The sequence below is a fragment of the Pseudomonas sp. PH1b genome (assembly GCF_000633395.1).
Classification (GTDB): domain Bacteria; phylum Pseudomonadota; class Gammaproteobacteria; order Pseudomonadales; family Pseudomonadaceae; genus Aquipseudomonas.
Window position 1 is genome coordinate 108136 of record NZ_AYMU01000006.1, and the last position, 25954, is coordinate 134089.

A 25954-nucleotide genomic window follows, 5' to 3' on the forward strand; every position below is an offset into this window, starting at 1 on the left:
CCACGCCGATCACCGGCCGCCTATGAGGAGCACCCCATGAAACTGCACTTCCCCCTTCGCCTCCTGGCGGCCGCGTCCCTGGCTGCAGCGAGTTTCTTTGCCCAGGCGGCCGACGTCACTGTCGCCTACCAGACCACCGTCGACCCGGCCAAGGTCGCGCAAGCCGACGGCAGCTACGAAAAAGCCACCCAGGCCAAGATCAACTGGCGCAAATTCGATAACGGTGCCGACGTCATCGCCGCCATCGCTTCCGGCGATGTGCAGATCGGCTACCTGGGCTCCAGCCCGCTGACCGCCGCCATCACCCGCAAGGTGCCGGTGCAGACCTTTCTCATCGCCACCCAGATCGGCGCCGCCGAAGCCCTGGTGGCCCGGGACGGCTCCGGGATCAACAACCCCCAGGACCTGATCGGCAAGAAAATCGCCGTGCCGTTCGTTTCCACCGGCCACTACAGCCTGCTGGCCGCCCTGAAGCACTGGAACATCGACCCCTCGAAAGTACAGATCCTCAACCTCGCGCCACCGGCGATCATCGCCGCCTGGAAACGCGGCGATATCGATGCCACCTACGTCTGGGACCCGGCCCTGGGCGTGGCCAAGGAAAACGGCAAGGTGCTGATCACCTCCGGTGAACTGGCCAAGTTCGGCGCGCCGACCTTCGATGCCTGGATCGTGCGCAAGGACTTCGCCGAGAAGCACCCGGAAATCGTCACCGCCTTCGCCAAGGTGACCCTGGAGGCCTACGCCCAGTACCGCAAGGACCCGCAAGCCTGGCTGGCCAACCAGGGCAACGTCGACAAGCTGGTGAAGCTCTCCGGGGCCAAGGCCAGCGACATCCCGCTGCTGCTGCAAGGCAACGTCTACCCGCTGGCCGCCGACCAAGTCGTCAGCCTCGGTGCGCCGACCACCAAGGCCATCACCGACACCGCGGTGTTCCTCAAGGAGCAAGGCAAGGTCGAGGCGGTGCTGCCGGACTACGCCCCCTACGTCAGCGCCAAGTTCATCAGTGAATAACCCGCGTCAGGACAGGAGATAGCCGTCATGGCCTTGCTACAACTGGAGCGCATCAGCGCACAGTACCCCGGCGCCGCCGAACCGGTGCTGGCGGATATTTCCCTGACCCTGGGGCCACAGCAACTGCTGGTCGCCCTGGGCCCTTCCGGCAGCGGCAAGACCTCGCTGCTGAACCTGATTGCCGGCTTCGTCGAACCCAGCGCCGGGCGCATCCAGCTCGATGGCGTACCGGTGCAGGGCCCCAGCGCCGAGCGCGGCGTAGTGTTCCAGGACGACGCCCTGCTGCCCTGGCAGGATGTGCTGGGCAACGTCGCCTTCGGCCTGGAACTGGCCGGCGTGGCCCGGGACAAACGCGAAGCCAGGGCTCGGGAGATGCTCGCCCTGGTGGACCTGGCCGGCTTCGACAAGCGCCGCATCTGGCAGCTTTCCGGTGGCCAGAAACAGCGCGTAGGCCTGGCCCGCGCCCTGGCGGCCGACCCGCGAGTGCTGCTGATGGACGAACCCTTTGGCGCCCTGGATGCCTTCACCCGTGAACAGATGCAGGAGCTGCTGCTGCAAGTCTGGCGGCGCACCGCCAAGCCGGTGTTCCTGATTACCCACGACATCGAGGAAGCGGTGTTCCTGGCCACCGACCTGATCCTCCTGGCGCCCAACCCGGGGCAGATCGTCGAACGCCTGAACCTGGACTTCGGCCAACGCTACGCCGCCGGTGAATCGGCGCGGGCGATCAAGTCCGACCCGCTGTTCATCGAAACCCGCGAACACGTGCTGTCCCGGGTGTTCTCCCAACGCAGCGCCACCCAGCAGCAGGAGCGCCCATGAGCAGCTACGAGATTCCCGCCACCGCGACCGGCGATACCAAGCCGAAATCGCCATTGCCCGCGCGCCGCCGCCTGAGTACCCGCTGGATCAGCATGCTGACCCTGGTCACCCTGCTGGCCCTGTGGTGGGCGGTCACCGCCAGCGGCCTGATCGAACCGCTGTTCTTGCCGCCCCCTTCAGCGGTGCTGCAAAAGGCCTGGTTGCTGGGCACCAGCGGCTACATGGATTCCACCCTCTGGCAGCACCTGGCGGCAAGCCTTGAGCGCATCGGCCTGGCCCTGGGGTTTGCCGTGCTGACGGCGATCCCGGTGGGCATCGCCATCGGCGCCAACCGTATCGCCCGTGGCGTGCTCGACCCGCTGATCGAGTTCTACCGGCCGATTCCGCCCCTGGCCTATCTGCCGCTGATCGTCATCTGGTGCGGCATCGGCGAACTGTCCAAGGTGCTGCTGATCTACCTGGCGATCTTCGCCCCGATTGCCATCGCCACCGCCACCGGCGTGCGCACCGTGGACCCGGCCAAGCTCCGGGCTGCGCAGTCCCTGGGCGCCACCCGGGCCCAGCTGATTCGCCACGTGATCCTGCCCAGCGCCCTGCCGGACATCCTCACCGGGGTGCGCATCGGCCTGGGCGTGGGCTGGTCGACCCTGGTGGCCGCAGAACTGATTGCCGCCACCAGCGGCCTGGGGTTCATGGTGCAGTCCGCCGCGCAGTTCCTGGTCACCGATGTGGTGGTGCTGGGGATATTGGTGATTGCCCTGATCGCCTTCGCCATGGAGATGGGCCTGCGCGCCCTGCAACGCAAGCTGGTGCCCTGGCACGGCCAAAGCCACTGACCCCGATCTGTGTAGGAGCTGGCTTGCCAGCGAAGAGGCCCGCCGTCGCTCGGCCGGCTCCTACCCGTCCGCGAACATGAGAATGACCATGAGCCTGACCATCACCCCCTTAAGCTCCGCCCTCGGCGCCCAGATCAGTGGCGTCGACATCAGCCAGCCATTGAGCGTCGAATTGCGTGACGCCATCGAGCAGGCGCTGCTCAAGCATCAGGTGCTGTTCTTCCGCGACCAGCCGATCACCCCGCAGCAGCAGGCGCGCTTCGCCGCCAACTTCGGTGACCTGCACATTCACCCGATCTACCCCAACGTGCCGGAACAGCCGGAAGTGCTGATCCTCGATACCGCCGAAACCGACGTGCGCGACAACGCCATCTGGCACACCGACGTGACCTTCCTGCCGACTCCGGCCCTGGGCGCGGTGCTCAGCGCCAAGCTGCTGCCGGAGTTTGGCGGCGATACCCTGTGGGCCAGTGGCATCGCCGCCTACGAAGCGCTGTCGGAGCCGATGCGCAACCTGCTGCAGGGCCTGACTGCCACCCACGAGTTCATCAAGTCCTTCCCCCTCGAGCGCTTCGGCAACACCCCGGAGGACCTGGCACGCTGGGAGCAAACCCGGCGCAACAACCCGCCGCTGTCGCACCCGGTGATCCGCACCCACCCGGTGAGCGGACGCAAGTCGCTGTTCGTCAATGACGGCTTCACCACCAGGATCAACGAACTGTCGGAGAGTGAAAGCGAGGCCATCCTCAAGCTGCTGTTCGCCCACGCCACCCGCCCGGAGTTCACCATCCGCTGGCGCTGGCAGGAAAACGACGTGGCCTTCTGGGACAACCGCGTGACCCAGCACTATGCGGTGGACGATTACCGCCCACAGCGCCGGGTGATGCAGCGCGCAACCATTCTTGGGGATGTGCCGTTCTTTCGCTGAAGCGCGAGGGCATGCAACAGTGCCCGGCCCCGCTGAATGAGCGGGGCCGGGCGGGCTGACTACTTGAGGCTGGCCGCGGGTCTTTTCTTGCGGTTGCCGATATGGATCGCCTGGCCATTCACCGCCAATGCCGCCTCATGCAGGGCTTCGGACAGGGTCGGGTGGGAGAACACCATCATCCCCAGGTCTTCGGCGCTGGTGCCGAACTCCATGCCGATGGCCCCTTCCTGGACCAGCTCCGCCGCACCCGGCCCGATCACGTGCACGCCCAGTACCCGGTCGGTCCTGGCATCGGCAATCACCTTGACCAGCCCGGCGGTGTCGTTGGCCGCCATGGCCCGGCTGCTGGCAGCGAACGGGAAGGTGCCGATGTTCAGCTCGACACCCTCGGCCTTCAGAGCCTGCTCGGTCTGGCCGACCCAGGCGATTTCCGGGTGGGTGTAGATCACCGAGGGGATCAGCTCGTAATTGAGCGGGTGGTGATGCCCGGCAATACTCTCGGCCACCATCACCCCTTCTTCCGAGGCCTTGTGGGCCAGCATCGGGCCGCGGACCACGTCGCCAATGGCGAACACCCCGGGGACGCTGGTACGGCATTGGCCGTCGACGTGAATGAAGCCCCGCTCGTCCAGCTGCACGCCACTGTCGGCGGCCAGCAGGTCGGTGGTCAGGGGCCGACGACCGACGGCGACGATCAGTCGGTCGAAGGTCTGCTGCTTGTCCTCGCCCGCCTCGCTGAGGCTGACCTTGACGCTGTCACCCTGCACTTCGGAGGCGGTGACCCGCGCCCCGAGACGGATATCCAGGCCCTGCTTGCCGAGGATTTTCTGTGCCTCCTTGGCGATCTGCACGTCCACCGCCGGAAGGAAGCTGTCGAGGGCCTCCAGCACGGTGACTTCCGCGCCCAGTCGAGCCCAGACCGAGCCCAGTTCCAGGCCAATGACGCCGGCGCCGATCACCCCGAGGCGCTTGGGCACCTGGGTGAATTCCAGGGCCCCGGTGGAATCGACAATCACCTCGCCGGTCAGCGGCGCGGCAGCGATATCGATGGGCCGTGAGCCGGGGGCGAGGATGATGCTGGTGGCGCTGATGCGCTGGGTGCTGCCATCGGCCGCGGTGACCTCCACTGCCTTGTTGGCCAGCAGCTTGCCGTGACCTTCCAGCAGGGCCACGCCGTTGGCCTTGAACAGCGAGGCAATGCCGCCGTTGAAGTTGCGCACCACGTTGTCCTTGCGCGCCAGCATCGCCGGCACGTCCATTTGCGGATTGCTGATGCCGATGCCGTGCACTTCGAAACCGTTGCGCGCCTCGTAATAGTGGTGAGAGCTGTCCAGCAGTGCCTTGGACGGGATGCAGCCGACGTTGAGGCAGGTGCCACCCAGGGCGGTTTTTCCGTCCTTGCCCTTGTAGCGCTCGATACAGACCGTCTTCAGTCCCAGTTGCGCAGCCCGGATCGCGGCGACATAGCCGCCGGGGCCGGCGCCGATAACGATCACATCGTAACTTTCACTCATGCGTTGCCTTCCTTTGCACAGACAAAATCGACCACGGCCGTCATGGTCGCGCTGTCCCTGAGAATTTTCAGATGGCCAAGCCCGCGGGTTTGCAGGACCTGCCGGTGGCGCAACCCTTCAGCGAAGGATTGCAGATCATCCGCCGGAATTTCCTGGTCCTGCTGGTCATGCACCAACAGCACCGGAACGTCCACCTGGCGCCCATAACGGCTGACCGCCAGGCTGCGCATGTCCTTCTGATAGCGTTGCTCAACCAGAAGTTGCATGCGTTGCCTGACGTCATCATTGATCCACAGAAATGCCGCGAAACGCCGGACCACGTTTTCGATGTCGGCCGGCGCCGCCACCAGCACCGCTCGCTGGAAACCCTTGCCGACGTCGGTGCTCAAGGCATAACCGGCCGCCGCCCCCCCGAGGGAATGGCCGATCACCGTGTCGAAAGGGCCCAGTTGCTTCTGCACCTGGTCGAGCATGCTGACGAAGGTCGGCAACGACGCCTGCCGACCACCGCTGCCGCCATGGCCGATGCAGTCGAAGGAAAGCACTTCGCAGCCCTGCTCCAGCAACAGCGCGATCAGGTACTGCCACTGGGTGCTGGCGCCACTCCAGCCGTGCACCAGCACCACTCGGCGCCGAGCCTGCGGCGGTGTCCAGCGAAAGCAGCGCAGCCGCCCTTCGTCGGTTTCCAGGTCCTGCACCGTGGCGCTGGGCAGCGTCAGCGGGAAATGCTGGCGCAGCCGTTGCGGTGTGGTGAACATCTTCAGCGCCCGCTGCGCAGCCCGCTGAGGAAGCAGCCGCGACTCAATCCAGAAGCTGCAACGCAACGCTCCCAGAACCCCTTGATAAATGCCCTTGAAGAGCATTTTTTTGAAGCTGCGGCGCCGGCCCTTGGTGGGTACCGACGGTTGCTCTTGGGTCGCCATCTTCCTTCCTCATCGACTACAGATTTCAAGCGCTGGGTTACAGCTTCACCATGTTGAAGTCCAACTTGCTCACGCCGCACTCCGGACAGGTCCAGTCCTCGGCAATGTCATCCCAGGCGGTGCCCGGAGGCACCCCCGAGTCCGGGTCGCCCAGCCGCTGGTCGTAGATCCAGCCGCAGATCAGGCACATCCACAGGCCGGATTCGGCCACGGCACTTCCTGCATAGCTCGTCATGGGTGGTTAACCATCATCCAAGGGTTGTGGGGCACTTTCATGCCCTGACCTGGGCCACTTCGGCCACCTTGATGTGCTCGGCGAGGAACTGCGCCACCTGCTCCAGCACCGCGGCATCGGAGAGGATCCGCACGTGCCCGAGCCCGGACACCGGTTCCAGCTTCGCCCAGGGCATCAGCGTGGTGATCTGCTGTGCTTCGCAGAACGGCACGATCGGGTCGTTGAGGTCATGCAGCACCAGGGTCGGCAGTTGCAGGGCATTGCCCAGCGCCGGAATGTCCCAGTGCTGCACCGGTACGCCGTTGCGTTTCCACAACTCGCGGTGCATGGCCTGGACTACCGCCGGCTTGAGCTTCAGGTAACCGTTGGCCCAGCGATCGATCACCACTGGCAGATTGGCCGGCGACCCCAGCAGGCACAGGGCCTTGACCGGATGGGTCTCGGCCAGCTCGGCCAGGGCACCGGTGGCGGCGATCCCCCCCAGGGAATGAGCGACCACCCCGACCACATCACCCAGGGCAACGATCGCCGCCTTCACCGCGTCCTTGAACTCGGTCATGGTGCTCAGGGAGCCCGGCGAGATGCCGTGGGCTGGCGCATCGAAGGTGGCGACCTTGAAGCCCTGGCGCTGCAGGATGCGAGTGAAGGAATACAGGCTGCGACTGTCCGCGCCCCAGCCATGGACCAGGAGAATGGTCTGATCGCCGCTGCCCCACTGATAGCCATGGGGAACCCCGGGAACACCCTTGATATGGAAGCGCTGGGCGCCCAGGGGACTCATTTCCTTGTCCGGCTGCTTGATGTATTCCCGGGTATAGCCGAACAGGTCGGTGGCCTTGGCACCGGCGCTGCCCGGAGAGATCGAGCCCAGTACGCTCATGTAGCTGCGCAGCGCCTGCTGCTTGATGCTCAACGGACCACTGGACGTGCTGGCGCCCGGAGTCGTCTGGCCCCCGGCGGCCTGGGCCGGCCGGTCAAAGGACTCGTAGAAGCCGTTGACCGGATCGTACAGGTGGCAGTTGCGCGTCACATGCCACACGTCCTTCACGGTCAGGGGCTTCTCCCGGACCATGCCGGGAAAGGCGGTCTTCAACGCGGCCTGGGCTTCGGGCAGGTTGTAGTGGGGAATGATCGGCGCCACGTGGTGCGCGGTGTGCACCGAGATGTAGTGGGTCAGGAACAGCAACCACTTGGGGTACATGTAGTCGGTGGTGAGCAGCAGCCGGCTGCTGTTGAAACTCCAGTGCTCCTTGGTCAGGAACGGCGTCTCGTCGCTGATGTGGTGCATCATCGTGGTCAGGCTGAACCAGGCATGGATCGCCAGCCATGGCGCGATGAAGTACAGGAACAGGCCGGTGAAGCCGGTGAAGTAGACCAGGGTCGGCAGGTAGATCAGCGCGGCGACGGCCATGAACAGGATCGAGCGACGGACTTCGTTGCGCGCTTCGAGCTTGTGGAACATCGACGGGCGAAAACCCGAGTGACGCTGGTAGTTGACCGTGCCCAGCCAGAACAGCCAGGTGCGGGTGCTGCTGTAGACCAGCTTGTCCCACCAGGACATGGCGTCGTATTGCACCCGCAGTACCGGGCGCCAGTCGACGTCCATTTCCAGGTTGTTGGTGTTGGCGTGGTGCATGTTGTGCATGTGGCGCCAGCCATGGAACGGGTACAGCAACGGCAGCAAGGCGATATGCCCGAGGATGTGGTTGAAGCTGCGATTGCGCGAAAAGGAGTTGTGCCCGCAATCGTGGGCGACGCAGAACAGACCCCAGCCACCCAGGCCCGCAATCAGCCACAGGGGCAGGTAGAACATCCAGTGCACATGGGCAACCGCCACCACCGCGCCGATGTAGAGCGCGTAGCTGACGATGAAGCTGAGCATCCCGCGCCATACCCGGGGCTGGTACAGGTGCTTGGGGATCGCGTCGGTCAGACGCAAGCCTTCAATCTCCCCTGAACGTCGGAGCAGGTCGTTGAATTTATCCGTTTTTTGCGTGGGCATCTGTAATAAGGCCATGGCCAAGCTCCTGCGAAATCAAACTTCGGATGGGGTCAGTTCATTGGCCAGGTATTTGGACAAATCATCGATGCTGGAGTATTCGAACAGCAGGGCCGGCGACAGGCGCTGCTCCATGAACTTCTCCAGGTCGCCCGCCACTTTCACTGCCACCAGCGAGTCCAGACCGTAGGACTCGAAGCTGCGGGCGGTATCGACCTGGGAAGGATCGATCTTCAGCAGAGCGCCCATTTTCTGTACCAGCCAGTGCTTGATGCTGTCTTCGTTGAGCTCGACCGCCGCCTGCTTTTTCTCGGAGAAACTCAGGGTGCTCAACAGGTTGGAAATGAAGTTGGACATAGGATCTTCCTTGATGAGTGGGTGGTTAACACGATCAGACGATCCCGCTGTTCAGGAGGCCTGACGCTTACGGACTTTGTCGATCATTGCCTGTGAGGGTGAACGCAGGTCTGAGACCAGTCTCAGCTTGCCCATTAACGCCAGTGTCCAGCCCGACAAGTCGGGCTCCCACCAATGCACGCCATGCCGGTACCAGGCAGGGAATGCGTGGTGATTGTTTTGCAGCCCTTCACCAAAGGTGAGGAACGCGATAAGCCAGTTGTTGGTGCTCTGGTCGTGGGTCACGAACGGCCGTCCGCCGTAGCGGTGGCAGATGGAACCCACGCACCAGGCGGCCTGGTTGGCGACGAAGATCCGCGCCAGGCCACCGAAGATCAGGCCGCTCCAGGCACCGGACCAGCTCTGGGTGACCAGGCCGCCGATCACGCCCGGCAGGATCACCCCCAGCGCCACCCAGAACAGGTAGGTCTGGTTGTAGAAGAACAGGCGACGGTCACGCAGGATGTCCGGTGCAAAGAAGTTCCAGCTCGACATGTCCGGTGCCAGCATCCACGGCATGTGCGCATGCCACAGGCCCTTGGCCCGCTGCCAGCGGCTCTGTCCCATCAGGTTCGGCGAATGCGGATCGCCGTGCTGGTCGCTGTAGGTGTGGTGCCGGCGATGGGTGGTGACCCAGAACAGGATCGGTCCCTGGGCTGCCATCGAACCGGCGATCAGCATCAGGCTGCTCATCAGCCGCGAGGTCTTGAAGGCGCGATGGGCCAGGTAGCGGTGGTAACCCATCGAGACCCCGAACATCTGGATCACGTAGAACACCCCGAAGAGGATGAAATCCAGGGCATGGGCCTGGCCGGTCACCCAGAGGCGGATTGCCTCGAAGGCCCCGAACAGCGGCACCAGCATCACCGCCAGTGCCACCCGGGCCTTGGTCTTCGCCGCATCCGGACTCAGCTGGGCAATCCCGCCGATCTCTGGAGCCGCTGTGGTTGTGACTATCTCGTCCATGAATAGCTTCCTGTGAGGTAAGTACCGGCCATCAGCTTTCTGAAGGTTCTGCAGCCACCGGCGAGCCGGGCCGCTTGACGTCCCAGACCAGCCCGCAGAGGGCGAGCAGTTCGATGAACAACCCACCGATATCCAGCTGCCAGGGTTTGAGGCCGGCATGGGCCAGCGCCGGGAAGGCATGGTGGTTGTTGTGCCAGCCCCCGCCCACCGTTGGAATCGCCAGCCAGAACACATTGCGGCTGGTATCTCGGGTCTTGTGGTCACGGGAGCCGGTGCGATGGGCGAACGAGTTGATGCACCAGGTGGCGTGGTCCACCAGGAAGATCCGCACGAAGCCGCCCCACAGCAGGCCACTGAGCGCTCCCTCCCAACTGCGGGTAATCAGCCCGCAGGCCAGCGCCGGGATCAGCAGGCCGAGGATGATCCACAGGTAGTAGCGCTGGTTGATCTGCATGATCAGGCGATCACGCAGCAGATCCGGAACAAACTGGCTCCAGTTCTGCTTTCTCAGGCTGAACAGCCAACCCAGGTGAGCGTGCCACCAGCCCTGGAGATTGGCGACGAGCCCCTCTTTGAGGGGGCGCGGCGAATGGGGGTCGCCTTCCTTGTCGGTAAAGGCGTGGTGCTGGCGGTGGGTCGCAGCCCAGAACAGGATCGGCCCCTGGGCCGCCATCGAACCGGCGATGCCGAAGAACGCGGTGATCACCGGGCCGGCCTTGAATGCGTGATGGGAGAAGAATCGGTGCATCCCGACTTCCACGCCCAGCGCGGTCAGCAGGTACATGCTGGCCAGCGCTCCGATTTCCAGCCAGCCAATGCCCTGGTGCCAGGCCAGAACCAGGGCCACCAGGGTGCCCACTGCCGGGACACCCACGGTCAGCCAGGCCAGCTGGCGCTCGCGATGACCCGTGCGATCGATATGAGGATTCATGGCCGTCATGACAAAGCATCCGTAGCAGTTTTAAGGGGGTGTGCCGAGGCCGCAGCCGCACGTCCGGCGCCATAGCGCGACAGGCTGTCGTTGAGCAGGGCCTGCCGAGTGGCCTGGCGCTGGACCTTGCCGCTGGTGGTCAAGGGGATGCCGCCCATGGGCGCCAGGTGAATGCGGGCCGGGGCAACGCCGAACTGGCTGACCAGGGTGCTGGTGATCAGTTGGCGCAGTTGTTCCTGCTGGGCGTCATCGAGCTTTTCGCTGCGCTTGATCTCGGCCACGATCGCCAACTGCTCCTGCTGGCCGTTATCCACGCCCACCGCCACGCAGCCGTTGCTGCGGATACGCGGATCGGCGCTTTCGACCGCCAGCTCCAGGTCCTGGGGATAGAGGTTGCGTCCGGCGATGATGATCAGGTCCTTGAGGCGGCCCGTGACAAACAGCTCGCCCCGATACAAGGTGCCCAGATCACCTGTGCGCATGAAGTGCCCATCGATGCCCGGCAAAGTGGCGCGGAACACCTGCTCGCTCAGCGTTTCCTTGCCCCAGTAGCCAGCCCCCACATTGCCTCCCTGGACCCAGATCTCGCCGATCTGGCCATCGGCGAGCGGTTGCAGACTGGCGGGGTCGACAATCGCCAGGCGCAGGCCCGGAGCCACCCGCCCGCTGCTGACCAGCGGCAGTGCGAAGCTGTCTTGTGCATCGACGATGGCCAGGGTGCCGGTGGCGAGCTGCTGCCGATCCACCTGGGTGCTGAATGCCGCTTCGTCATGGGGCTTGCCGGACACCAGCACTGTGGCTTCGGCCAGCCCGTAGCAGGGGCCGAGGGCCGCGGGGTTGAAACCGGCCGCGGCAAAACGCTTGGCGAAGCGCTCCAGGGTGCTTGGCCGGACCGGTTCGGCCCCGCAATAGACCGCCTTGAGCCGGCTCAGGTCTAGGGCTGCCAACTCCTCATCGGTGATGTTGTCCACACACAGGTCGAAGGCGAAGTTCGGCGCGATGGTGACGTCGGCGCCATACCTGGACACCGCGTCCAGCCAACGCAGTGGCCGCTGGACAAAATGCCCGGGGCTGATGAGCACGGTGGGAAATGCATCGTAGATCGGCTGCAGAATCCCGCCCATCAGGCCCATGTCGTGATAGGGCGGCAGCCAGCTGCAACCCACGCGATCCTTGGCTGCGCCCATCCATTGGCTGGCACTGCGGCAATTGCTGAACAGGTTGCCATGGGTCAGCATCACGCCCTTGGGGGCCGAAGTGGAACCCGAGGTGTATTGCAACAGGGCCAACTGGCCGGGGGTGACACCCTGTGCCTGCCAGGATGAATCCCCGGCCCCCAGTTGCTCCGGGTCGACCCACTGTGGTTCGGGCAGGCCGCCTTGCAGCAAGGCGTTGACCCGCTCCCGGGAGCGCATGAAACGCGCGCCGGTAAGCACAATCTGCGGGTGCGCATCGGCACAGATCAGCGCCAGGCGCTCCAGGCCCCGGGTGCCCACGGGCGGGAAGGCCGGAATCGCCACCGCGCCGGCGAGAAGCAGGCCGAAGAGCGAAACGATGTAGTCGATACCCGTCTCGAACAGCATCAGCACCCGTTTTTCCCGGGGCTCGAAGATCTGCAGCGCAGCGGCCAATTGTTGACTACGCTTCCACAGTTCGGCGTACGTGATCGAGGCCTCTTCCTGCTCGCCATCGAGCAGGTGGATAAAGGCCGTGGCCTCAGGTTGCGCCCAGGCACGATAGGCCAGTACTTCGGTAACAGTACTTAAACATTCGATACCAAGAATCCCGGCCAGCGACAGATCATCAACTGATGTATGTGTCGAGAAAGCTTGATTAATGTCGCTTAGATAAGCGCGAGGCACGGAGTAGTTCATTCAAAATCCTTTTTAAATGGAGATCCATATGCTGACCTAATGGTCGTTTATTATTTTTTGCACTAAGGAACCGAACAAACTCCCCAATGAAGGGGGACTTTTTACTGGGCAGTATTAAAGATGTCATTTTACTGACAGAGCAACGCATTCACTTGATGAATGCATATTTTTATGTCCCACAGGAGATGTAGTGGGCAGCGAAAGTGAAATCTGGATGCGTTGAGAAGTCTGCCACCGGCTTGTATATTTTGCTAATGCACAAATGGACACTTACAGGGAGAAAATGGACATGGATGTGCTCACGCTTATCGCACTGGAAGGCGCCATGGGGTCGAGTGTCGCGATCACCCTGGATGTGTTGCGTACCGCCAACCAGATCGCCGAAGTCATGGGGCGACCCACCATCACCTGGAAGATCATTGGCAGCAGTGAATCGGTGCGCATGAGAAACGGCATGCACCTTGATGCGCTGCCACTGGAGCGGGCGCAGGCCATCGAAGGCAGCATGCTGGTCATCCCGGGGCTTGGGCTGGAGAACACTCAGGAGCTGGATTTCTTTGGTTGTCGTCGGGAAAAAAGGCAGCCGGGGCTGAGCTTGTCGACAGAACTGGTCACCCGGCTCGGGCATAACGATATTCGCAAACTCAGCAGTCTGGTCCACGCACACCACCTGCGCGGGCAACAGACCGCCGCCTCCTGCTCAGCGGTTTTCGTGCTCGGCGAGGCGGGGATCCTGGAGGGGCGGACCGTCACTACCCATTGGCAGCTATATGACACTTTCAAGCAGCGCTATCCCGAGGCCATACTCGACACAAAGCGTATGCTTATTCATGACGGGAATATGATTACTGCGGGCGCAGGTATGTCTCAGATGGACCTGATGCTCTATGTACTGCGCAATAAGATGGGCAATCAAATTGCTGAAATGACCATGCAGTATCTGCTGATAGATGGTCGGCCTGCGCAATATCATTACATGGCTCTATCCAACTTGCAGACAGAAAACCGTGAAGTCCTGATGCTCGAGAAGTTTATCGAAGACTGCCTGCCCAACGTCCCCTCGCTCAGCATCATTGCCGAACATTTGCGGATTACCGAGAAAACCTTATCTCGCAGAATTCGCAGCGCCACGGGTAAACCACCCATGGCCTTTATTCAAAAAGTTCGCCTGCAACATGTTCAAAGCTTGTTGGAAACCACCAATATGAGCATTGAAGAAGTTGCCTTCAAAGTGGGCTACTCCGACTCGACGGCGTTACGCCGGCTGATGTGGAAAAACATGGGCTGCACTCCCAGCCAACTGCGCAAGGCCAGGTCCGGGCCACCGATCATGTAGGCGCCCGATGCCGGGAACCTGGGCGCTCACTTTTCCTCCTCGGCTGCATCCGCTGTGGCCGGGGGCACCTTGCACAGCGGCACCAGCAGCAACGCCACCACGAACATCATCGCCATCAGCCGGAACACATCGCCAAACGCCAGTGTCAGGGCCTCGCGCCCTACCAGCCGGCCAAGAATGCCCTGGGCCATGAGGAACGCATGGGTGGCGTCCGGGGTATCGGCGGCGATCTTCAGGGCCAGTTGCCCCATCAGTTCCTGCGCGGCAACGGCCTTGGCCCCCAGTGATTCCGACAAGCGCAGGGTCTGGGTCCGGGCATCGTCCTGCAGCCAGGTGTTGACCGTCGCAATACCGATCGCCCCGCCCAGGTTGCGCATCAGGTTGAACAGCCCGGAGGCCTGGCGCAACTGCACACCCTGGAATGAACTCAGGGCCATGTTGACGCTGGGCACGATGCACAGCATCAGGAACAGGCCGCGGGCCACCTGGGGCACCAGCAGTTCATCGAAGCCCCAGTTGGAGGTCACCCGGGACGTCAGCCATAGGCTCATGGCCAGCCCGAGGAAGCCCACCGAGATGATCAGGCGTCGATCAACTTTCTCCGAAGCCCGGGCCGCAATAATGGTACTGACCAGTTGCCCGATACCCACGACAAATACCGTCGTGCCAATCTCCAGGCTGTCGAAGCCACGCACCCGGCCGAGAAATACCGGGATCAGGTAGGTCGACGAATAAAGGCCAAAGCCGATCACCAGGTTCAACAGGCAGGCAATGGAAAAGGTCCGGTCGCGAAACGGCACCAGCGACACGACCGGATTGTTCGAATACAACGAGCGCTCGATAAACAAACCGAAGGAAACCAGGGAAACCCAGGCCGCAATGACTATCCCGGTGTCACTGAACCAGTCCTTGCGCGGCCCCTCCTCCAACACGTATTCAAAGCATCCCAGCGCCAGCGCCATGGCGACGAAATGCAGCCAGTCGATACGCCGCAACATGGACAGATCCGGGCGATCCACATTGATCAGCAAGGCCGAGCCAATGCAGATCAGCAGGCCAGGCAACACGTTGATGAAGAAGATCCAGCGCCAGTCCAGGTAGAAGGTCACCAGCCCGCCGACCGTGGGGCCCAGGGTCGGCGCCAGCACCGCCGTCATGCCAAGGATGGCCGGGACCATCGCCCGTTGCTTGCCTTCGAACAGGACGAACCCCACGGCAAACACCGTAGGCACCATGGCGCCTCCGGCAAAGCCCTGCAGCGCCCGCAGCACGATCATCGATTCGATGTTCCAGGCCATTCCGCAGCCAATGCTGAACAAGGTGAAGAATGCCGCGCTGGCAGAGAACAGCCAGCGGGTGGAAATCGCCTGGGCGAGGAAGGCCGAGAAGGGAATCATGATCAGTTCAGCGATCAGGTAGGCGGTCTGCACCCAGCTCACCTCATCGGGACCGGCACTGAGTCCGGCCTGAACTTCATTGAGCGAGGCGGCAACGATCTGGATGTCGATCAACGCCATGAACATGCCAAAGGCCATGATCGTGAACACCAGAAACTTGCGGCGGGTGGACTGTTGACCAGGCTCGGCGCCCACGTCAGGGAGGTCAGATGCGCTTGTCGTCACGGTAGGTACTTCCCTGTAGTATTGCGACCGACATGTGAATATTATGATCGTAATTCAAAACCGCATGGAGCTTCAACATGGAGCAGAGCACCCAGACTCAGAACGCCATCCTGCAAGCCGCTCAAGAGACGGAAAAACCGCGCAAGCGCTCCAAGCGTCCTCTGATCGCCGGTGCTATCGCCCTGACCCTGGTGGCGATCGGAGTGGCCTGGGTGCTCATGGCGCCATCCACTGAAGCCACCGACGATGCCTATATCGCCGCCGATGCCACTTCCGTGGCGCCACGTGTCCACGGCCTGGTGACCGAGGTCCTGGTCAAGGATCACCAGAGCGTCAGTGCCGGACAGCCACTGGTGCGCATCAACACTGAAGAGTTCGACAGCCGGGTGGCCCTGGCCGAGGGCGATTTGGCCGACAATCTGGCCCAGGTGGCCCTGGCCGAAGCGGCCCTGACCATCCAGGACGCGGAACTGCGCCTGGCCAATGCCCGGGTCCTGGCGGCGCGCACGTCGATCCGTACCACCCAGGCCGAATCCAAGCGCGCCGGAGCGGAGCGCAACCGCTTCGACACCCTGGTCACCACCGGCGCCGTGGCCCGCAACGAAGTGGAGAAGTACAGCACCCAGGCCATCTCCGCGGAACAAGGCCACGCTTATGCCCAGGCGATGTTGCAGGTCGCGGAAAACGACCTCGCCGTGACCTCCGCCCAGCGCCAGCGCCTGCAGGCGCAACTGCAAATGGCCCAGGCCCGGGTGGTCACCGCCAAGGCCCGACTGGAGCTGGCGCAGCAGGACCTGAGGCACACCACGGTCTATGCGCCGATGGACGGCACCGTGGGCAATCGCCAGATTCAGGTGGGGGACTACGTACAACCGGGCTCACGCATGCTGACCCTGGTGCCGCTGCATGAACTCTATGTACTGGCCAACTTCAAGGAAACCCAGACCCAGCACATGTACCCGGGGCAAGCGACCCGGATCAAGATCGATGCCCTGCCGGGCGTGAGCATCGTCGGCACCGTGGAAAGCCTGGCACCGGGCTCGGGCTCGACCTTTGCCCTGCTGCCCTTCGAGCCAGGCACCGGCAACTTCACCAAGATCGTCCAGCGGGTACCGGTGCGGATTCGCTTCGACGCCAACCAGCCAGGCCTCGAGCGCCTGCGCCCCGGCCTTTCGGTCACGGCAAAAGTCGATCTGGATGATTCCCAGGAGCGAGCCCTGGCCCGGGCCGACAGCCAGCCGGCCTTGAAGGTCAGCGCCAACAGCGCAAAATAACCACATCAACCACAAGCCCCGGGCCGCCGCGGCTTACGAAAACCAACAGCCCCCTGCCGATCGCTCGCCAGGGGGCTGTTGTCGTTCCGCGTTGCGCAGCGCCCTACTCGGCCGTGGACGGTTTCTCCCACAGGTTGATGCGACCTTCCTTGGCGAAATGATCGATCTCTGCCAACTCCTCCACACTGAACCCCAGGTTCTGCAGCGCACCGACGTTCTCGATGATCTGCTCCGGCCGGCTCGCACCAATCAATGCCGAGGTCACTCGCGGATCACGCAGGGTCCAGGCCAGGGCCAACTGCGCCAGGCTTTGGCCGCGGTTCCTGGCGATCTCGTTGAGGGCACGCACGTGAGCGATATTGGCCTCCGACAAGTGCGAAGCCTGCAGCGAACCACCGCCTGGGCGATTGACCCGTGCATCCTCGGGAATGCCCTGGAGGTACTTGTCGGTGAGCAGCCCCTGGGCCAGCGGAGTAAAGGCAATCACCCCGACACCCAGCTCTTCGGTGGTGTCCAGCAGGTCTTTCTCCACCCAGCGATTGAGCATGTTGTATGCCGGCTGGTGAATCAGCAGCGGCACCTTCCACTCCTTGAGCAACGCCGCCATTTCCCGGGTCTTCACTCCCGAATAGGAGGAAATGCCGATGTACAGCGCCTTGCCCTGCTGCACGGCGCTGGCCAGGGCGCTGGCGGTTTCCTCCAGGGGCGTGTCCGGGTCGAAGCGGTGGGAATAGAAGATATCCACATAGTCCACCCCCAGCCGCTGCAAGCTCTGGTCGAGGCTGGCCAGCACATATTTACGGGAACCACCGCCCTGGCCATAGGGGCCGGGCCACATGTCCCAACCGGCCTTGCTGGAGATGATCAGCTCGTCGCGATAGGCCTTGAAGTCCTCCCGCAGCAGGCGCCCAAAGTTGATCTCGGCACTGCCATAGGGCGGGCCGTAGTTGTTGGCCATGTCGAAATGGTTGATGCCCAGGTCGAAAGCCGTACGCAGCAGCGCGCGCTGGGTGTCGATCGGCGTGCTGTCGCCGAAGTTGTGCCAAAGCCCCAGGGACAGCGCCGGCAGCACCAGGCCGCTGCGGCCGACTCGGCGATAGGGAATAGAGTCGTAGCGATTCTCGGCAGCGAAATAAGTCATCGATTCCTCTCTTGGATTGACCAGCCATCACTTCCCGGGGCTTCGCAAAGCGTTCGAAGCAGCACCGGCCATTGGCAGGCCCGGATGGCAACTCAGGGGTTCAAGCGGATGGAACGGCTCCTGCGACCCTGTCGGCCACCAAGGCCCGCACAAAGTCCGGCACGCCTACGCAGTTCTGAACCGATCACGGGACAGCAGTTCCGCCAGACAAGCACCTGGCCTGCAATGAAGGCCATGGGCGGTCGAAGCTCAAGGCTTTATTTCGTACTGAATTCGTACTGTTTTTAGTCCCCTTTCGAGCGGCAAAAACAGCACTTTCAGGAGTTTTTCGCTCAGGCCACTCAACCACACTCATTCACGGATTGCCCAATGAAATATGCAATGCCGATCATGAGCCAGCGCCAAATCAGCACTTGAAGCATGCATCGAGGGTCCATTTACCGTTTTTTATCCGAGCATCACAAAGGCTGCAAAAAATCAGTTTATACATACCACGTAGCACAGTACTTAATCGTATTCAGTAACATCAAAATGCCTTGTATAAAATTTAACCAGAAAGGCCTGAAAACTACGTAGAAGGTGCGCCATGGGCGAAAAGGGACGAGCGCCCAGTGGAAAGCGAGCTCTGGAAATCCTGCAGCACGTCGAGAAACCATCGAGGCAGAGCGCACGAGCGCCGGGCACTGATTGTTTATAGCTGGCAAAAACGATTCGCGCCGGGCAGGCGCTGGATGGCACTCACACAGGTCAAAGGCGAGGAAAAACAGCGAGCTGGGCCGCTGCAAAAGCATCTGATGAGGTCTTTGGCTGTTGAGTTTATGGTGCGGGAGCCTGCTGCCGTGCCAAGGATCGGCAACACTAAACGGCAATCTGCCTGCATGCCCTTCCCGCCCGTTCAGACCGCCTTGGCGAAGACCTCCGCCAGCCAGTCGACAAACACCCTCACCCGTGGCGACAGCTGGCGGTTTTGGGGGTAGACCACCGACACCGGCATGGGCGGTGGCGGCATATCGGCAAGGATTTCCACCATCAAGCCCTGAGCGATCTGCTCGGCCACGTGATAATGCGGGCACTGGATAATGCCCAGGCCAGCCAGCGCCGACGCACCGTAGACCTGGGCACCGGATACTGACAGCCCGCCATCGATGGCCACCTCTCGCAGCTCGCCGTCCACCAGGAACTCAAAAGGCAATACCCGGCTCGCCATGGGTGAAACATAGTTCACCGCCCGATGCTGACCGAGCTCCTGCAGGCTACGCGGCTCGCCGAATTGCCCCAGGTAATCGGGGCTGGCGCAGGTCACCTGGCGCAAGTTCGCCACCCGCCGCCCCACCAGCGAAGAGTCCTCCAGGGTGCCGGCCCGCAATACGCAATCCACACCCTCGGCGATCAGATCGACAAAGTGGTCGGCCTCGCTGATGGACAATTCGAGCTGTGGATAACGTTGCATGAACTGCCCCAGCCGCGGGATGACAAAATGCTTGGCCAGGGTGCCGTGCATGTCCACCCGCAAGCGCCCTTGAGGCGCCACTGTGCGAAACGCCAGTTCGGCCTCCTCCAACTGCGCCAGCAGCTGCACGCACCGCGGGTAATAAGCCTCGCCGTCCAGGGTCGGGCGTACCCGGCGGGTGCTGCGCTCCAGCAAACGGGTGCCGAGCCAGGCTTCGAACTGGTTGAGGGTATGGGTCAGGGTCGCCCGGGGCAGGTTCAGGTCATCGGCAGCTAGAGTGAAACTGCTGCGCTCGTAGATCCGCACGAATACCTTCATCGCTTTGACTTGGTCCACAGGCGGCTCCGGAGGCTGGATTGTTGGCGACAATTGAACAGTCAAGGCAACTCTGGCGCATTTATTGGTCGAGGTAAATCAGCAAACCTGCAGCCACTTCAAGCCATTCATCCTTAGCAAAAGGACACTCGCCATGACCGCTCAAGCCGCAAAAGTTGCCATTGTCACCGGAGCCTCCCGAGGCATCGGTGCGGTGATCGCCCGCCAGTTGGCCGAGGACGGCTACGCCGTGGCGATCAACTACGCCAGCAGCGCCGAGGAAGCCTCCAGGCTGGTGGTGGAGTTGCGCCAGGCGGGGCACCAGGCAATCGCGGTCAAGGCCGACGTGGCCAGTGCCGCCGATGTAAGGTGGCTGTTCGACGAGACCGAAAAGCAACTGGGCCGGGTCGACGTGCTGATCAACAACGCCGGCATTCTCAAGGTCTTGCCGTTGGCCCAGCACAGCGACGAGCTGTACGAGCAGACTTTCGCCGTCAACACCCGCGGCACTTTCAATACCCTGCGCGAGGCCGCCACCCGTCTCAATGACGGCGGCTGCATCGTCAACTTCTCCAGCAGTACGGTGGGCCTCAACCTGCCGGGCTACGCGGTGTACATCGCCAGCAAGGCCGCGGTGGAATCCCTGACCCAGGTGTTCGCCAAGGAGCTGCGCGGGCGCAACATCCGGGTCAACGCCGTGGCGCCGGGGCCGGTGGCCAGCGAACTGTTCCTGCAGGGCAAGAGCGAAGAGCAGATCCGCAACTTCGCCAAGATGCCGCCTCTGGAGCGCCTGGGGCAGCCGCAGGACATTGCCAGCGTCGTCGCCTTCCTGGCGAGCCCGGCGGCGGCCTGGGTCAACGGACAGATCCTGCGGGCCAATGGCGGGCTGGTTTGACGCCTATGCTGGATGACAGGGCCGCACGCCCCTTCGCCGGCCAGCCGGCCACTGCAGGGAGAAACCCGGCATGCACACCACCATCATCATCACCTTCGGCCTGGCGCTGCTGGCCCTGGTGCTGTTCATCGGCGAACGGCTGGGGTTCAGTCGGGAAGCCCTGAGCTACGGTTTCATCGGGCTGTGGCTGGCGCTGACAGTGATCAACGCAGCGGTAGGCGTGGTCACCGCCCACCAGCCCCTGGGATCGGAGCTGGTGATCGGTAGCCTGGTGTTCGCACTGCCGGTGGGGGCCCTGGCGCTCTATCTGCTGCTCACCCGGGCCTGATCAGCGAGGGATTGCCCCTCGCCAACCCACCTGCCGATCAACGCACCAGATGCAGGAACTGCATGTGGCGTTCGTACTGATCGAGGATGTCGTTGATGATCTGCTCCTTGGTGTAGCCCATCAGATCGTAATCCTGGCTGCCCTCGGCCAGGTGCACTTCGGCCCGGTAGTAACGACGATTGCGCAACTCTTTGGGCCCCATGCCGCCACGGGCGAAGGACGGGGTGAAGTAACCGCGCATCTGCACCTGGTAGATGAACGGATGCTGGTCACCATGACCGATCTCCAGGCTGACGCTGTCGTTGGCCGGGTCGGGCTGGGTCACCACATTCAACCCCTTCTCGACGAACACCGCCGTCACCTCCTCGATGGCCGGGCGCACGGTCTGGTCAAGGAAGCGATACACCTCATCCCGCGACGGGAAGTGCACGGCCTGGCTCAGGCGCTGGCGCCAACCGCCCTTGCCACGACGTGAAGGTGCCACCGGCGCCAGGGAGTGCAATTGGGCAATACGACGTTGCGACTCCAGGTAGAACGCCTTGTGCAGCCCCCACATCATCAGCAGCAGGATCAGCGAGAACGGCAGCGAGGTCAGGACCACCGCCGATTTCAGCGAGTCGATGCTGCCGGCGAACAGCAGCGCGCTGGTGACCAGCGCGGTCATCGCCCCCCAGAACACCCGCAGCCATTTCGGCCCGTCCTCGTCGGCGTTGTTGCCGCGGGCGGAAAGGGTCGAGAGCACCACGGTGCCGGAGTCGGCCGAGGTGACGAAGAACACGAAGCTGATGAACACCGTGACGGCGATCACAGTCTTGCTCCAGGGGTAGGTTTCCAGCAGCAGGTAGAGGGTCATCGACGGGTTGTCGATGGCCGACATGCCCAGGGCACTCATGCCGTGGTTGAGCACCTGATCGATGGCGCTGTTACCGAAGATCGACATCCACGCCAGGGTGAAGCCCAGGGGAATCAGCAGCACGCCGAAGACGAACTCGCGGATGGTCCGGCCACGGGAAATACGCGCGATGAACAGGCCCACGAACGGCGACCATGCAATCCACCAGGCCCAGTAGAACACCGTCCAGCCACCCAGCCAGTCGCTGGGCTTGTTGTAGGCGTAGACATCGAAGCTCTTGACCGGCAAGGCCCCCAGGTAGTCACCGAGGTTCTGGATCAGGGTATTGAGCAGGTGCTGGGTAGGGCCGGCGAACAGCACGAACAGCAGCAGTGCCACCGCCAGCAGCATGTTGATGTCGGACATCACCCGCACACCCTTGTCCACACCGGACACCGCGACGATGATCGCCGCGCCCATCATCAGGGTGATCAGCCCGACCTGGACCCACTGGGTGTGGGCGATGCCGAACAGGTAGTCGAGACCGGAATTGAGGTGCAGCACACCAAAGCCCATGTCGGCCCCGAGGCCGAACACCGTGGCGATGATGCCGAAGCCGTCCACCGCATAACCGATAGGACCGTTGATGCGCTTGCCGATCAGCGGGTACAGCGCCGAACGCAGGGCCAGGGGCAGGTTGTGCCGGTAGGCGAAATACGCCAGGGCCATGCCGACGAAGGCGAACACCCCCCAACCGTGCAGGCCCCAGTGCAGGAACAGCAGCTGCATGCCTTGGCGCGCCGCCTCGGCGGTGCCGGCCTCGCCCTGGGGCGGCTGGAGCATGTGGGTCAGGGGTTCGGAGACGCAGAAGAAGAACAGAGTGATGCTGATCCCGGCGGCGAACAGCATGCCGGCCCATGACAGGTAACTGAACTCGGGTTCGTCGTGGTCGGCACCGAGCTTGATCTTGCCGTAGCCGGACAAGGCGGTGACCACCACGAAGACCAGGTACAGGGTCATGGCCAGCATGTAGTACCAGCCGACCGTATTGGCCGCCCAGTTTTGCGCTGCCAGGAGCCAGGCGCCGGCTTGTTCCGGCATGGAAATCACCACCACGCCGAAGATCAGGATAAAGCTCGCGGCGAAGTAGAACACCGGAGGGTTCATGCGAATCAGAGTATTCGCGGAGGTGGATGGCGCACTCATGAGTGGTGCACCTCGAGGGGGTGAAACATGGCTGAAATGTACGGACTCAGCAAAGGCAAGCCTCCTGTTGTGAGCGGGCAGCGAACCACCGGTTTAACTTGAACAAGCGTTCAAGTTAAACATGGATAGGGGGCTCAGGACTAATCGCAGGGCTCAGCGGTACTGTCAGTACGCTAGCTCAGGGAAGGGTATGACGTATGTCGAACGCAATCGTTCAGCAGAAAAAAGCCCCTTGCCGAGCCGGCCACTCTCCCGTAGGAGCCGGCTTGCCGGCGAAGAGGCCCGCAAGTCCTGCGTCGCTCTCAGGGGCGCCTTCGCTGGCAAGCCAGCTCCTACAGCAAGCCACCGCACACCTTCTTCCGTAGGAGCCGGCTTGCCGGCGAAGAGGCCCGCAAGCCTTGCGTCGCTCTCGAGGGCGCTTTCGCTGGCAAGCCAGCTCCTACAGCAAGCCACCGCACACCTTCTTCCGTAGGAGCCGGCTTGCCGGCGAAGAGGCCCGCAAGCCTGCGTCGCTCCCGGGGGCGCCTTCGCTGGCAAGCCAGCTCCTACAGCAAACCGCCGTACACCTTCTTCCGTAGGAGCCGGCTTGCCGGCGAAGAGGCCCGCAAGCCTTGCATCGCTCTGGGGGACGCCTTCGCTGGCAAGCCAGCTCCTACACAAGCCAGCCCGTTCATAAGCCAGCGCCTACTTTTGCGAGCCGTCGTCGTGCTGCAGGTTGGCCTGGGTCAGGTTGCAGCCGGCCGGCACGCTGCGGGTCAGCCAGACGTTGCCGCCAATGGTCGAGCCCTTGCCAATGGTGATCCGCCCGAGGATGGTGGCGCCGGCATAGATCACCACGTCGTCCTCGACGATCGGGTGGCGCGGGTGGCCCTTCTGCAACTGGCCGTCTTCGTCCGCCGGGAAGCGCTTGGCCCCCAGAGTCACCGCCTGGTAGATGCGTACCCGTTCGCCAATGATCGCGGTCTCGCCGATCACCACGCCGGTGCCGTGGTCGATGAAGAAGCTACGGCCGATCTGCGCCCCCGGGTGAATGTCGATACCGGTGGCCGAATGGGCGATTTCCGCGCTGATGCGCGCCAGCAACGGCAGGCCGGCGCGATACAGGTGGTGCGCCAGGCGATGGTGGATCACCGCCAGGATGCCCGGGTAGCACAGCAGCACTTCATCGACGCTGCGGGCCGCCGGGTCACCGTGATAGGCCGCCAGTACATCGGTGTCCAGCAGCACTCGCAGGCCCGGCAGGGCCAGGGCGAAATCCTGGATCAGGCGGATCGCCCGGGCGTTGACCTCGGCATCCGCTTCGCCGTTGTGCCGGGCCACGTAGCGCAGTTCCAGGCGTGCCTGGGCCAGCAGGGCATTGAGCGCCGCGTCCAGGGTGTGGCCAACGTAGAAGTCCTCGCTCTCCTCGCGCAGGTCCACCGGCCCCAGGCGCATGGGGAACAGCGCGCCGCACAGGGCTTCAAGGATTTCTGCCATGGCCGCTCGCGAAGGCAGCTCGCGCCCACCCTGCTCACCGCTGACCCGACCGTTGCGGGTACGCCACTGATCACGGGCATCGCGCAGTTGGCCGACGATGGTGTGCAATTGCCAATGGCTGGAACGCTCGCTCACGATAAGACTCCTTACTCGGGCGGCCGGACAATCGGGCCGCGCAAACGGCGATCACTTTACGCCCGGTCACGACCACGTTTAAGAACTAATTGTGCGGACCCAAGCACTTTTTCGCATAAGCGATTGGCGGTTGCCCGGGCAAATATCGCTGCCTATAGTCCTTGCACCTTCCCTGTTCCGTGCGGCCCCATGATCAAACAACAGCTCGCCCGCTTTAATCGTCTCGACCTGCTCAGGTCTACCACCGCCCTGGAAAAGCTCGAACGCCTGTCGGCCTGGATCGGTCGTGACATCTACATCAAACGCGACGACCTCACGCCCCTGGCCATGGGCGGCAACAAGCTGCGCAAGCTCGAATACCTGGCCGCCGATGCCCTGGCCCAGGGCGCCGATACGCTGATCACCGCCGGTGCCCTCCAGTCCAACCATGTGCGCCAGACCGCAGCCCTGGCCGCCCAGTTGGGGCTGGGCTGCGTGGCCCTGCTGGAGAACCCGATCGGCACCGAGGACCCCAACTACCTGGGCAACGGCAACCGCCTGCTGCTGGATCTGTTCGACGCCAAGGTCGAGCTGGTGGAAAACCTCGACCAGGCCGACGAGCAACTGCGCGCCCTGGCCGCGCGCCTGCGCAGCAACGGCAAGAAACCCTACCTGGTGCCCATCGGCGGCTCTAACGCCCTGGGGGCCCTGGGCTACGTGCGCGCCGGCCTGGAGTTGGCGCAGCAGATCGAAGACAGCGGCCTGGAATTTGCCGCGGTGCTGCTGGCCTCCGGCAGCGCCGGCACCCACAGCGGCCTGGCCCTGGCCCTGAGCGAAGTGCTGCCACAGCTGCCGGTGATCGGCATCACCGTGTCGCGCAGCGAAGAAGACCAGCGGCCCAAGGTCCAGGGCCTGGCCGAGCGCACTGCCGAGCTGCTGGGAGTGAAGCTGCCCGACGCATTCAACGTGCAGTTGTGGGACGAGTACTTCGCCCCGCGCTACGGTGAACCGAATGCCGGAACCCTGGCAGCGGTCAAGCTGCTGGCCAGCCAGGAAGGCCTGCTGCTGGACCCGGTGTACACCGGCAAGGCCATGGCCGGCCTGCTGGATGGGGTCGGCCGCCAGCGTTTCGACGAGGGCCCGATCATCTTCCTGCACACCGGCGGGGCCCCGGCGCTGTTCGCCTACGCCGGCGCCTTCTCGTAGGAGCCGGCTTGCCGGTGAAGAGGCTCACGAACCTTGCGCCGCCCTCGACGACGCCTTCGCTGGCAAGCCAGCTCCTACGAGGCCAGGGCAATGGAGTTCTTTGTAGGAGCCGGCTTGCCGGCGAAGAGGCCCACGAGCCTTGCGCCGCCCTCGACGACGCCTTCGCTGGCAAGCCAGCTCCTACGAGGCCAGGGCAATGGAGCTCTTTGTAGGAGCCGGCTTGCCGGCGAAGAGGCCCATGGGCCTTGCATGGCCCGCGATGCCGCCTTCGCTGGCAAGCCAGCTCCTACGGGGGATGGCGCGAGAAGAACCGAACAAAAT

22 protein-coding genes are annotated in these 25954 nt (G+C 63.3%); 9 read left to right on the plus strand and 13 right to left on the minus strand.

Annotated elements, in window-relative coordinates:
• Positions 1 to 36 precede the first annotated feature (36 nt).
• The 4 genes from tauA (at position 37) to tauD (ending at position 3600) form a co-directional block, all read left to right on the plus strand.
• On the plus strand, positions 37 to 1014 hold the full coding sequence (tauA, locus tag U873_RS0111895) for a taurine ABC transporter substrate-binding protein (RefSeq protein WP_025128478.1): 978 nt from the start codon (positions 37 to 39) through the stop codon (positions 1012 to 1014).
• Between the two features lie 27 nt (positions 1015 to 1041).
• Positions 1042 to 1836: a taurine ABC transporter ATP-binding subunit gene (gene tauB, locus U873_RS0111900; protein WP_025128479.1), complete on the plus strand. Its 795-nt coding sequence runs from the start codon at positions 1042 to 1044 to the stop codon at positions 1834 to 1836.
• Positions 1833 to 2672 carry a taurine ABC transporter permease TauC gene (tauC, locus tag U873_RS0111905; RefSeq protein ID WP_025128480.1) on the plus strand — a complete coding sequence of 280 codons (840 nt, stop codon included), beginning with the start codon at positions 1833 to 1835 and terminating at the stop codon, positions 2670 to 2672. Before tauB ends, tauC begins: the two co-directional genes overlap by 4 nt.
• An 88-nt stretch (positions 2673 to 2760) precedes the next feature.
• Positions 2761 to 3600 carry a taurine dioxygenase gene (tauD, locus tag U873_RS0111910; RefSeq protein ID WP_025128481.1) on the plus strand — a complete coding sequence of 280 codons (840 nt, stop codon included), beginning with the start codon at positions 2761 to 2763 and terminating at the stop codon, positions 3598 to 3600.
• 59 nt (positions 3601 to 3659) lie between these two features.
• Here the strand turns inward: tauD and lpdA are convergent, their stop codons facing one another.
• Genes lpdA through U873_RS0111950 form a run of 8 tightly spaced genes read right to left on the minus strand, consistent with a single transcriptional unit; the run spans position 3660 to position 12438 of the window.
• Positions 3660 to 5114: a dihydrolipoyl dehydrogenase gene (lpdA, locus tag U873_RS0111915; RefSeq protein WP_025128482.1), complete on the minus strand. Its 1455-nt coding sequence runs from the start codon at positions 5112 to 5114 to the stop codon at positions 3660 to 3662.
• Positions 5111 to 6037: an alpha/beta hydrolase gene (locus U873_RS0111920; RefSeq protein WP_177330263.1), complete on the minus strand. Its 927-nt coding sequence runs from the start codon at positions 6035 to 6037 to the stop codon at positions 5111 to 5113. Before U873_RS0111920 ends, lpdA begins: the two co-directional genes overlap by 4 nt.
• A 37-nt stretch (positions 6038 to 6074) precedes the next feature.
• Positions 6075 to 6272, minus strand: a complete 198-nt coding sequence (locus tag U873_RS34315) for a rubredoxin (protein ID WP_025128484.1) — start codon at positions 6270 to 6272, stop codon at positions 6075 to 6077.
• A 37-nt stretch (positions 6273 to 6309) separates the two neighbouring features.
• A complete protein-coding gene (locus U873_RS0111930) occupies positions 6310 to 8289 on the minus strand; it encodes an alpha/beta fold hydrolase (RefSeq protein WP_029978351.1) in 1980 nt (659 codons plus the stop codon).
• Positions 8290 to 8307: 18 nt separating this feature from the next.
• Complete coding sequence (locus U873_RS0111935; RefSeq protein WP_025128485.1) at positions 8308 to 8628, minus strand: acyl carrier protein; 321 nt, start codon at positions 8626 to 8628, stop codon at positions 8308 to 8310.
• A 51-nt stretch (positions 8629 to 8679) separates the two neighbouring features.
• Complete coding sequence (locus U873_RS0111940; protein ID WP_025128486.1) at positions 8680 to 9633, minus strand: acyl-CoA desaturase; 954 nt, start codon at positions 9631 to 9633, stop codon at positions 8680 to 8682.
• Positions 9634 to 9664: 31 nt separating this feature from the next.
• Positions 9665 to 10573 carry an acyl-CoA desaturase gene (locus U873_RS0111945; protein WP_025128487.1) on the minus strand — a complete coding sequence of 303 codons (909 nt, stop codon included), beginning with the start codon at positions 10571 to 10573 and terminating at the stop codon, positions 9665 to 9667.
• Entirely contained in the window at positions 10570 to 12438 is a 1869-nt protein-coding gene (locus U873_RS0111950; RefSeq protein WP_081818644.1) for a fatty acyl-AMP ligase, read from the minus strand. The genes U873_RS0111945 and U873_RS0111950 overlap by 4 nt, the downstream gene beginning before the upstream one ends.
• Before the next feature lie 289 nt (positions 12439 to 12727).
• Here U873_RS0111950 and U873_RS0111960 point away from each other — a divergent pair, with 289 nt between their 5' ends.
• Positions 12728 to 13774 (plus strand): GlxA family transcriptional regulator, encoded by a 1047-nt coding sequence (locus tag U873_RS0111960; RefSeq protein WP_256244331.1) that lies wholly within the window; start codon positions 12728 to 12730, stop codon positions 13772 to 13774.
• 26 nt (positions 13775 to 13800) lie between these two features.
• Here U873_RS0111960 and U873_RS0111965 read toward each other — a convergent pair whose 3' ends face one another.
• Entirely contained in the window at positions 13801 to 15396 is a 1596-nt protein-coding gene (locus tag U873_RS0111965) for a DHA2 family efflux MFS transporter permease subunit (RefSeq protein ID WP_025128490.1), read from the minus strand.
• A gap of 77 nt (positions 15397 to 15473) precedes the next feature.
• Here U873_RS0111965 and U873_RS0111970 point away from each other — a divergent pair, with 77 nt between their 5' ends.
• On the plus strand, positions 15474 to 16670 hold the full coding sequence (locus U873_RS0111970; protein ID WP_025128491.1) for an HlyD family secretion protein: 1197 nt from the start codon (positions 15474 to 15476) through the stop codon (positions 16668 to 16670).
• Between the two features lie 103 nt (positions 16671 to 16773).
• Here the strand turns inward: U873_RS0111970 and mgrA are convergent, their stop codons facing one another.
• Positions 16774 to 17811, minus strand: coding sequence for an L-glyceraldehyde 3-phosphate reductase (gene mgrA, locus U873_RS0111975; protein WP_025128492.1), 1038 nt, complete (start codon positions 17809 to 17811; stop codon positions 16774 to 16776).
• 895 nt (positions 17812 to 18706) lie between these two features.
• Positions 18707 to 19597: a LysR family transcriptional regulator gene (locus U873_RS0111980; RefSeq protein ID WP_025128493.1), complete on the minus strand. Its 891-nt coding sequence runs from the start codon at positions 19595 to 19597 to the stop codon at positions 18707 to 18709.
• Between the two features lie 133 nt (positions 19598 to 19730).
• Between U873_RS0111980 and U873_RS0111985 the strand changes: the two genes are divergently transcribed.
• Both U873_RS0111985 and U873_RS0111990 read left to right on the plus strand, forming a co-directional pair.
• The gene (locus U873_RS0111985; protein ID WP_025128494.1) at positions 19731 to 20471 is read left to right on the plus strand and encodes an SDR family oxidoreductase; all 741 of its coding nucleotides are present in this window, start codon (positions 19731 to 19733) and stop codon (positions 20469 to 20471) included.
• Between the two features lie 70 nt (positions 20472 to 20541).
• Positions 20542 to 20799 (plus strand): hypothetical protein, encoded by a 258-nt coding sequence (locus U873_RS0111990; protein WP_025128495.1) that lies wholly within the window; start codon positions 20542 to 20544, stop codon positions 20797 to 20799.
• 37 nt (positions 20800 to 20836) lie between these two features.
• On the opposite strand, the gene betT is transcribed toward U873_RS0111990, so the two are convergent.
• Positions 20837 to 22798 carry a choline transporter BetT gene (betT, locus tag U873_RS0111995; protein WP_177330264.1) on the minus strand — a complete coding sequence of 654 codons (1962 nt, stop codon included), beginning with the start codon at positions 22796 to 22798 and terminating at the stop codon, positions 20837 to 20839.
• 723 nt (positions 22799 to 23521) lie between these two features.
• A complete protein-coding gene (epsC, locus tag U873_RS0112000; RefSeq protein WP_025128497.1) occupies positions 23522 to 24448 on the minus strand; it encodes a serine O-acetyltransferase EpsC in 927 nt (308 codons plus the stop codon).
• Between the two features lie 189 nt (positions 24449 to 24637).
• Between epsC and U873_RS0112005 the strand changes: the two genes are divergently transcribed.
• Complete coding sequence (locus tag U873_RS0112005) at positions 24638 to 25633, plus strand: D-cysteine desulfhydrase (RefSeq protein WP_025128498.1); 996 nt, start codon at positions 24638 to 24640, stop codon at positions 25631 to 25633.
• The last annotated feature ends 321 nt before the right edge of the window (positions 25634 to 25954 follow it).

Excerpts from the sequence above, each read along its gene's own strand:
- tauA (WP_025128478.1), top strand. The coding sequence starts at position 37 with ATGAAACTGCACTTCCCCCTTCGCCTCCTGGCGGCCGCGTCCCTGGCT.
- tauB (WP_025128479.1), top strand. The coding sequence starts at position 1,042 with ATGGCCTTGCTACAACTGGAGCGCATCAGCGCACAGTACCCCGGCGCC.
- tauC (WP_025128480.1), top strand. The coding sequence starts at position 1,833 with ATGAGCAGCTACGAGATTCCCGCCACCGCGACCGGCGATACCAAGCCG.
- tauD (WP_025128481.1), top strand. The coding sequence starts at position 2,761 with ATGAGCCTGACCATCACCCCCTTAAGCTCCGCCCTCGGCGCCCAGATC.
- lpdA (WP_025128482.1), bottom strand. The coding sequence starts at position 5,114 with ATGAGTGAAAGTTACGATGTGATCGTTATCGGCGCCGGCCCCGGCGGC.
- U873_RS0111920 (WP_177330263.1), bottom strand. The coding sequence starts at position 6,037 with ATGGCGACCCAAGAGCAACCGTCGGTACCCACCAAGGGCCGGCGCCGC.
- U873_RS34315 (WP_025128484.1), bottom strand. The coding sequence starts at position 6,272 with ATGACGAGCTATGCAGGAAGTGCCGTGGCCGAATCCGGCCTGTGGATG.
- U873_RS0111930 (WP_029978351.1), bottom strand. The coding sequence starts at position 8,289 with ATGGCCTTATTACAGATGCCCACGCAAAAAACGGATAAATTCAACGAC.
- U873_RS0111935 (WP_025128485.1), bottom strand. The coding sequence starts at position 8,628 with ATGTCCAACTTCATTTCCAACCTGTTGAGCACCCTGAGTTTCTCCGAG.
- U873_RS0111940 (WP_025128486.1), bottom strand. The coding sequence starts at position 9,633 with ATGGACGAGATAGTCACAACCACAGCGGCTCCAGAGATCGGCGGGATT.
- U873_RS0111945 (WP_025128487.1), bottom strand. The coding sequence starts at position 10,573 with ATGACGGCCATGAATCCTCATATCGATCGCACGGGTCATCGCGAGCGC.
- U873_RS0111950 (WP_081818644.1), bottom strand. The coding sequence starts at position 12,438 with ATGAACTACTCCGTGCCTCGCGCTTATCTAAGCGACATTAATCAAGCT.
- U873_RS0111960 (WP_256244331.1), top strand. The coding sequence starts at position 12,728 with ATGGATGTGCTCACGCTTATCGCACTGGAAGGCGCCATGGGGTCGAGT.
- U873_RS0111970 (WP_025128491.1), top strand. The coding sequence starts at position 15,474 with ATGGAGCAGAGCACCCAGACTCAGAACGCCATCCTGCAAGCCGCTCAA.
- mgrA (WP_025128492.1), bottom strand. The coding sequence starts at position 17,811 with ATGACTTATTTCGCTGCCGAGAATCGCTACGACTCTATTCCCTATCGC.
- U873_RS0111985 (WP_025128494.1), top strand. The coding sequence starts at position 19,731 with ATGACCGCTCAAGCCGCAAAAGTTGCCATTGTCACCGGAGCCTCCCGA.
- U873_RS0111990 (WP_025128495.1), top strand. The coding sequence starts at position 20,542 with ATGCACACCACCATCATCATCACCTTCGGCCTGGCGCTGCTGGCCCTG.
- betT (WP_177330264.1), bottom strand. The coding sequence starts at position 22,798 with ATGAACCCTCCGGTGTTCTACTTCGCCGCGAGCTTTATCCTGATCTTC.
- U873_RS0112005 (WP_025128498.1), top strand. The coding sequence starts at position 24,638 with ATGATCAAACAACAGCTCGCCCGCTTTAATCGTCTCGACCTGCTCAGG.